General features: G+C 58.8%; 9 protein-coding genes and 3 tRNA genes. 4 read left to right on the top strand and 8 right to left on the bottom strand.

The genetic code is table 11. The annotated features are described in order from the left end of the window. Positions 1 to 96: 96 nt before the first annotated feature. A complete protein-coding gene (locus tag EI185_RS05150) occupies positions 97 to 855 on the top strand; it encodes an HAD family hydrolase (protein ID WP_124704051.1) in 759 nt (252 codons plus the stop codon). A 3-nt stretch (positions 856 to 858) separates the two neighbouring features. Here EI185_RS05150 and folD read toward each other — a convergent pair whose 3' ends face one another. Beyond that, complete coding sequence (folD, locus tag EI185_RS05145) at positions 859 to 1,713, bottom strand: bifunctional methylenetetrahydrofolate dehydrogenase/methenyltetrahydrofolate cyclohydrolase FolD (RefSeq protein WP_124704050.1); 855 nt, start codon at positions 1,711 to 1,713, stop codon at positions 859 to 861. Between the two features lie 106 nt (positions 1,714 to 1,819). On the opposite strand from folD, the gene EI185_RS05140 reads away from it, so the two are divergent. The 3 genes from EI185_RS05140 (at position 1,820) to EI185_RS05130 (ending at position 2,101) form a co-directional block, all read left to right on the top strand. Beyond that, positions 1,820 to 1,896, top strand: a tRNA-Pro gene (locus tag EI185_RS05140). Between the two features lie 42 nt (positions 1,897 to 1,938). Further along, positions 1,939 to 2,015 (top strand) — tRNA-Arg (locus EI185_RS05135). Positions 2,016 to 2,025: 10 nt separating this feature from the next. Then, positions 2,026 to 2,101, top strand: a tRNA-His gene (locus EI185_RS05130). Between the two features lie 477 nt (positions 2,102 to 2,578). Here EI185_RS05130 and modA read toward each other — a convergent pair. The 7 genes from modA to nifN form a co-directional block, all read right to left on the bottom strand. Continuing rightward, a complete protein-coding gene (gene modA / locus EI185_RS05125) occupies positions 2,579 to 3,346 on the bottom strand; it encodes a molybdate ABC transporter substrate-binding protein (RefSeq protein ID WP_124704049.1) in 768 nt (255 codons plus the stop codon). A 75-nt stretch (positions 3,347 to 3,421) separates the two neighbouring features. After that, positions 3,422 to 4,042, bottom strand: a complete 621-nt coding sequence (locus tag EI185_RS05120; RefSeq protein WP_124704048.1) for a nitrogen fixation protein NifQ — start codon at positions 4,040 to 4,042, stop codon at positions 3,422 to 3,424. Between the two features lies 1 nt (position 4,043). Then, positions 4,044 to 4,364 (bottom strand): ferredoxin III, nif-specific, encoded by a 321-nt coding sequence (gene fdxB, locus EI185_RS05115; RefSeq protein WP_124704047.1) that lies wholly within the window; start codon positions 4,362 to 4,364, stop codon positions 4,044 to 4,046. 8 nt (positions 4,365 to 4,372) lie between these two features. Beyond that, positions 4,373 to 4,693, bottom strand: coding sequence for a CCE_0567 family metalloprotein (locus EI185_RS18180; protein ID WP_223247679.1), 321 nt, complete (start codon positions 4,691 to 4,693; stop codon positions 4,373 to 4,375). An 81-nt stretch (positions 4,694 to 4,774) separates the two neighbouring features. Next, complete coding sequence (locus EI185_RS05105; protein ID WP_124704046.1) at positions 4,775 to 5,248, bottom strand: NifX-associated nitrogen fixation protein; 474 nt, start codon at positions 5,246 to 5,248, stop codon at positions 4,775 to 4,777. Continuing rightward, a complete protein-coding gene (nifX, locus tag EI185_RS05100; protein ID WP_124704045.1) occupies positions 5,241 to 5,657 on the bottom strand; it encodes a nitrogen fixation protein NifX in 417 nt (138 codons plus the stop codon). The genes EI185_RS05105 and nifX overlap by 8 nt, the downstream gene beginning before the upstream one ends. Positions 5,658 to 5,694: 37 nt before the next feature. Beyond that, a complete protein-coding gene (gene nifN / locus EI185_RS05095) occupies positions 5,695 to 7,062 on the bottom strand; it encodes a nitrogenase iron-molybdenum cofactor biosynthesis protein NifN (protein ID WP_124704044.1) in 1,368 nt (455 codons plus the stop codon). Between the last annotated feature and the right edge of the window lie 22 nt (positions 7,063 to 7,084).

Below are 7,084 nucleotides of genomic sequence, written 5' to 3'. Positions count from 1 at the left end.
CGCGCTACGTTAAAAACGCTTCCTCATTCCTGGCCGCAGTCCGCATACGCTGCTTGGTGCTTTGGCTCGCTATCTCGTGACGACACTATCTAGTCAATGGAATTACAAGCATTACTGTTTGACGTAGACGGCACACTCGCCGATACAGAGCGCGACGGTCACCGCATGGCATTCAACGCAGCGTTCCGTGAATATGGTCTGGACTGGGACTGGGACGTAGCATTATACGGAAAATTACTCGCCGTCACAGGTGGTAAGGAACGCATGCAATATTACGTGTCGCATTTCCGTACCGATTATGCGCCTGCCGCCGATTTTGCTGATCTGGTGGCCGAACTGCATCGCGCCAAAACGCGTCACTATACCGAGCTGCTCAGCCACGGCGAAATCCCTATGCGTCCTGGCGTCAAACGCCTGTTGCACGAGGCGCGCTCGGCAGGGCTGCGCCTCGCCATCGCCACCACCACCACCCCGGAAAACGTCACGGCTCTGTTGCGCCACAGCTTGGCAGAAGACGCCAGCAACTGGTTTGAAGTCATCGCTGCGGGCGATATCGTGCCTGCAAAAAAGCCCGCGCCGGATATTTATGTTTGGGCGCTGCAGCAAATGAAACTGTCACCGGAGGCCTGCTTTGCATTTGAGGATTCGGAGAACGGCATCCGCTCCAGCCTGAATGCCGGATTGAAAACCCTGGTAACGATCAACGATTACACCAGCGACCATGATTTTAGCGGCGCGGCGGCGGTACTGTCAGACCTGGGTGAACCGGGGCATACCCCGCGGGTAATCCACGGCAGCCTGCATGGCCAGTCTTGCGTCAATCTGGCCGCCATACGCGCCTGGCATGCGGAATAAGCGTCAGGGCTGATGGGTTTCGAGTGTTTGCAGAGTGTTTTGCAGCAGCATTGCCACCGTCATGGGGCCCACACCTCCCGGCACCGGTGTAATCCACGCGGCACGCTCTGCGGCCGATGCGTATTCCACATCGCCGCACAGGCTGCCATCGGCCAGGCGATTGATGCCCACATCCACCACTGTCGCGCCGGGTTTGATCCATTCACCCTTCACCAGACCCGGCTTGCCCACGGCGACCACCACAATATCGGCCTGGCGCACAAAGCTGGCCAGATCCCGGGTAAAGCGGTGACAGGTGGTAACGGTGCAGCCTGCCAGCAGCAACTCCAGCCCCATCGGACGGCCGACATGGTTGGATGAGCCCACCACCACTGCGTGCAAACCCTTCAAGTCGGCATGTGCCGAACGCAACAGCACCATCACCCCGTATGGGGTACATGAGCGCAGTGTCGGCATGCGCACAGCCAGACGGCCAATATTATAGGGATGGAAGCCATCCACATCCTTGTCGGGATGAGTGCGCTCGATGACCGTTTCCGGATCAATATGCGGTGGCAGCGGCAGCTGTACCAGAATACCGTCCACCGTGGCGTCAGCGTTGAGCTCGTCAATCAGTGCCAGCAAGACTTCCTGACTGGTATCCGCCGGCAGATCATGGGAAATGGAACGCACCCCGGCCTTGGCACATGCACTGCGCTTGTTGCGAACATAAATGGCCGAGGCCGGATCGCTGCCCACCAGAATGACCGCGAGCGTAGGCGCCGATTTTCCGGCAGCCACACGTCCGGCAATACGCTTTTGCACGTCCGCTATCATGCGTTCGGACAGGCTTTTTCCATCAAGAATTTGTGCGGGCATGATATTTTGGTGCGCGTTATAAAGCCGCAATCATCGCATTTTTCATGCCCCATACTCAAGAAGTGGATTGACCATATTCGCGAGCACGGGTATAGTCTCGACCTCTCGGGGCGTAGCGTAGTCTGGTAGCGCGCCTGGTTTGGGACCAGGATGTCGGGAGTTCAAATCTCTCCGCCCCGACCAAGTTTTTTGCCCGGCTAGCCGGTGCCATGGCCGGTTCATGAGCTGCCCGTAGCTCAACCGGATAGAGCACCAGCCTTCTAAGCTGGGGGTTACAGGTTCGATTCCTGTCGGGCAGGCCAGTTTTCAACGGTGGATGTAGCTCAGTTGGTAGAGTCCCGGATTGTGATTCCGGTTGTCGTGGGTTCGAGCCCCATCATCCACCCCAACCATTCATTTATAAATCCAAATAGGTTGCTGGTACAAACCAGCCAGCCCACCCTTACTTACTACACATTCGGCATATCCAAGTGTGCCAGAATCGTGCCAGATTCTTGTTCATGTATCCTGTATTGTCGCGGCATTCACAGTGCCAGCGCTGTGCCAATCACGCTTTAATCCCTGTAGCAGCTCGCCAATGCTTCTTCTCGAAGCGCAACTATCTTTGAAGCATATCTCCTGGACGTGGCACACCCATCCTTTATAGGAAGCCCGTGCCCAGCGCCGAACAATTTCTGCATCTGAAGTGGATCCCATTTCACGGACACCTTATTGGTCTTGCAGAAAAATTCCGAAGTGAGCAAACCGCATACCCCCCAAGCCGCCCGATCCGGCGCAATTTCGTGAGCAAATGACGGAACGGGTGAAGCGCTACTTCAAAGACTCTAAGGTCGCTTATGCGGATACATGAATAATTCGTGCCGAATCAATAAAATCCGTAGCCGTAGGCCTTGATCACCGCCCTCGCCTTGTCGCCCTTCAGGTATTTCATCAGAGCAGCGGCGGCCACCTTGTCCTTGCCATGGGTGAGGATCACCGCGTCCTGGCGGATGGGCATGTACAGGCTGGCGGGCACCACCCAGGCCGAACCGCTGGCCAGCTTGCCTTCCTTGTTGAGCACTTGGGACAGTGCGACGAAGCCCAGTTCGGCGTTGCCGGTGGCGATAAACTGATAAGTCTGGGCGATGCTTTCTCCCCGCACGAACTTGGGCTGTATCGCGGACAGCAGGCCGAGCCGGGTCAGCGTTTCCATGGCGGCTGCGCCATAGGGGGCAAGTTTCGGGTTGGCGATGGCTATGTGCCTGAAGTCACTCTTGTTCAGCACGTCGCCCTTGCCGTCCACGAATCCAGGCTTGGTACTCCACAGCACCAGCTTGCCGATGGCGTAGGTGAAGCGGCTGCCGGGCACACCCAGCCCTTCCTTCTCCAGCCTGGCTGGGGTTTCAGCATCGGCGGCGAGCAGGATATCGAAGGGGGCGCCGTTCCTGATCTGGACGTAGAAACTTCCGGTTGCGCCGAAAGACAGCAGCACCTTGTGGCCGGTGTCCTTCTCGAAATCGGCGGCGATTTTCTGCATCGGCGCGGTGAAATTGGCGGCCACAGCCACCTGCACCTCGTCTGCGCTGGCCGAGCCAGCAGCCAAACCAAAGGCAACGAGACCGGTTGCGAGCAGCGTTGACAAAGCGGAGTTCATGAACTGGTTCCTTCCGAAAAACTCAGGCGGTTAACGGAGTCCGAATATTGGACGAAGATACCGGTCCAATGATTTCTACCGAGCAGCTTTTTCTTCCATCGCCAAGGCCAGCTCATCCTCTTCGGAGCCAAAACAATTGTGGTAGTCGTTGCAGACCTGGCAACTCGGTGCCGGGCACATCTTGATCTCGGCGCGGTCGCACAGCTGCTTGTAGAAAAATTTTTTCCACTTCATGTTGCCCACGTTTTTCAGGTAGAGCGCAGTGAAGTAACGTTCCAGCAGGGCGGATAATGCCTGGCGATCGGGCATCCCCATGTCCTGGTAGAGGTGGTCGCCGCCCATGCAGCCGCTGGCGACGGCGTAGGCCAGCCACTCGGTCTGCTCGCTGACATCGGAACGATGTTCAAGCAGCAGGTCGAGCAGATCCTCGAACTCATTCAAAGGCACCGGCGTGCAGTCGGCGCAGGGTGCGGCGGGATCGCAGCGTGCGCCGAACAGTTGCACTTCCGCGCCGGGAAAGTAGCACGCCACCAGCGCGCCGAAGCGCTTGCGATCCAGACCCATGCCGATGCCAGGCGCAGCGAGCGTGCCGCGCGCCGCCGCCACGATGACACGCGCGAAGGTTTGCGCAAGCACGTCATCGGGGTCGCGCGCATGGCGCATAAGCATGTCGAAATCGAGCAGGTCGCGGCGCATGTCAGTCCGCCTCCATCACTTCGTGGTCATAGCACTGTTTCGGACAGATTTTGGCGCACGCCTCACAGCCGACGCAGTTCATCTGGTTGACGATGGTCATGACCTTTTTCTCGTACTCGGCGTCGTCATCGTCGTCGTCATCGCCCAGAGCGACCTCGACATATTCGCCGTCCGCATTCACACCCTTGAGTTGCAGCACGTCGCGCCCGCACACCCGGAAGCAGCGCCCGCAACCGATACACTTCTCTTCTTTGATGGCGTGGACGAACTTCGGCGTCCAGCTGCGCCCGTCAGGCAGGGTGATGGTGACCGGCTTGCTCATGATTCACCTCACGCCGTGGCGGCTGCCAGCTTTTTGCGCGCCGCGTCCAGACTCTGGAAGGCTGCGACGGTCTGCTGCGCCACGTCCATGACCGTCTCCAGACCGGCGGGCAGTTCCTCCGACAGGTCGTGCAGCGCCATGCGTGCTTCCATCGCACGTGCGTTGAGTTTCTTCACCTCTGCTTTCAGTGCTTCTTTCTCTTCCACGTTTTCTTTCCCTTCGATCTTTTTCGCAGATTCGGCGAGGAATCGTTCATGTTCGATGTTTTCGATCATGTCCAGCCAATGGGGTACGTCGACGTCCATTCCACGTTCAAGCACTAAAGCCATGATTTGCTCCTTTCAGCTTCATTCGGCGTCTTGAACCCGGTTTGGATTCACGTCCGCCCTCTCGCCGCCCACCCGCGCGGCTTATTCATATTTAGCCGCGTCGGGAAATTGATTCACCATGCCGACGCCCGCCGCAACCTGCTTTTCCCCTTCTTCAGCGAGCTTTTCCATGCTCTCGAATCCGAAGCGGTTGACGTCGCGCAATTGCTTGTTGACCGCGATCAGGCGCCCGGCCAGCAGCACCAGGCGGCCGAAGCCCTCGTGGGACATTTTCATCATCGGCGATACCATGACGCCGGTCTGCCGCTCGATGGCCAACCCGATGGCGTTGTAGTACAACTCCATCCGCCACAGGGTTTCCGGATCGGGGTCGCCGATGATCGGCAATTGCCTGCGCTGCTCTTTGGTAATGATGTAAGGCGCGAGCAGGGTGGCATCGGTCTTGCCCTCCCACACGCCGTGGGTGTCCTGGGCGCGCCACTGCTTGATCAGCTCTTTCATGAACAGCGACTGCATTGGATCGGCAGCGGTAACGGTGGCTTCAGCATTAAGCATTTTGTTTAACCTCATCTTCGTCAAAATCGAACGTTTTTTCCTGGCCCTTCTCCAGCACCTTGCGCAGCCATGGCGGCGGCGTGCCCTTCAACACCCCTTGCAGCTTGAGCAGGATGTCGTCGATCGCTTCCGGCTCCTGCACCTTGATCGGATGGATTTTGCTGGCCACCACCCGCGCCGCACCCGAACCGCCGATCGCCGCCACGTAAAGAATCGCGCAGTCCTTGATCGCTTCCAGCTTCGGCGCGAGCTTGTCTTCATTGCCGTCTTCCTCGAGGTCGCCGTCAAACACGATCGCCTCGACGAAACTCGAACCGTCTGGCAACACCTCGTAGATGGCGATGTTTTTCGCCCAGCCGAAATGCGCGTCTACCCGCTTCATGTCCTGTGTACAAAACGCTACTTTCATAGTGCCTCCATTTGAAAAACGTTCATCCGAACTGCTGTCAATGAGCCGCAGCCGGCGCACAACTCCCACATTCCGCTCCTTGTGCTGCGGGTTGACGCCAATCGTCTGGTTCCGGCTCGTGCGCCGCCGCCATGAACATATTGGCTATTTCGAAAATCAGGTTGCGCGTTCCGCGGTAACCCACTGTCACCTGATGCGCAGCACCCAAGCGGTCGAACATGGGGATGCCCATGCGCAGGAACGGCAGCTTCAGCCGCTCCGCCATCTGGCGGCCGTGCGAGTGGGTCACCAGCAGATCGCAGCCCTGCGCCCGCTGCTCCAAATCTTCCAGATCGCCGATCAGCACTTCCTGCGCCGGCAGGTGTGCCAGCACCGGCGACGGCGTCGTCGTCACCACGGCGGTGAGTTCCGCGCCGATGCCGACCAACAGCTTGCCGACGGCAACCAGCAGATCCGGCTCGGCGCCGATGGCGATTTTCTTGCCGCCGAAGTAAAAGTGTGCGTCCAGCATGGCATCCATCAACTGGCTGCGCTGGCGACGGTATTTGTTCGGCGCCGGGCGGCCGGATTTCGCCGCCAGCAGGGTCATCAGGCGATCATTGGTGTCGAGCCCGGTGAGACTTTCCAGCACCTCGAATGGCACGCCGCATTTATTCTGCAATGTCTGCGCGGCTTCGCGCATGTGTTCGCCGATGGCGAGCGTGAATTCGGATCTGCCTGTAGCGCGAATTTCCGCCAGCGTCGTGCCGCCCAAGGTGGTGGGACTGAAGTTGTCCGGAATATGGCCATCCATTGAACCCGACAGATCCGGCAGGATGATCGGTTTCAGACCAAAAGCTTCAACCAGTTCGCGTATCTCTTCAAGGTCGCCGGGGGTGAGGTGGCTGCCGGCGAGCACATTGATCTGTCCGGCGATTTGCGGAGCGGGCTCGGCCAGTTCCTTCACGATCTTGGCCACCGCCTTGGCCCAGCCGTCCTGGAAAGCGCCGACATAGTCCGGCGTCGAGACATACACCAGCGCCACCTCATCCAGCTCCGGGTGCTTCTTGCGGATCAGGGTCAGATAGCCGTCCACATCGTCGCCCTTGGTTTCGGTGAGGCCGGTGGAAGCAATGGCGATGATGGACGGCTTGGCGCGCTTGTGGATGTTGAGGATGGCCTGCTCCACGTTGTCGTAGCCGCCCATGATGGTGGTGGCCTCGTTCATCGCGGTGGTCTGCATCGGCACTGCTTCCTTGAAGTGGCGCACGAACAGCACCAGGCCGAAGGCGGTGCAGCCCTGCGATCCGTGCAGCGTGGGCATGCAGTTGTCCAGCCCGGTGAAGGCCAGCGCCGCGCCGATCGGCGCGCTCATCTTGAGCGGGTTCACCGCGCAGGATTTCTTGACGTGGATGACAATGGCCATATCAATTTCCTAAAAAACCCAA

This window comes from Sulfuriferula multivorans (genome assembly GCF_003851125.1).
In the GTDB taxonomy this organism is placed as follows: Bacteria; Pseudomonadota; Gammaproteobacteria; order Burkholderiales; family Sulfuriferulaceae; genus Sulfuriferula; species Sulfuriferula multivorans.
This window is presented reverse-complemented; position numbering and strand designations above follow the sequence as displayed.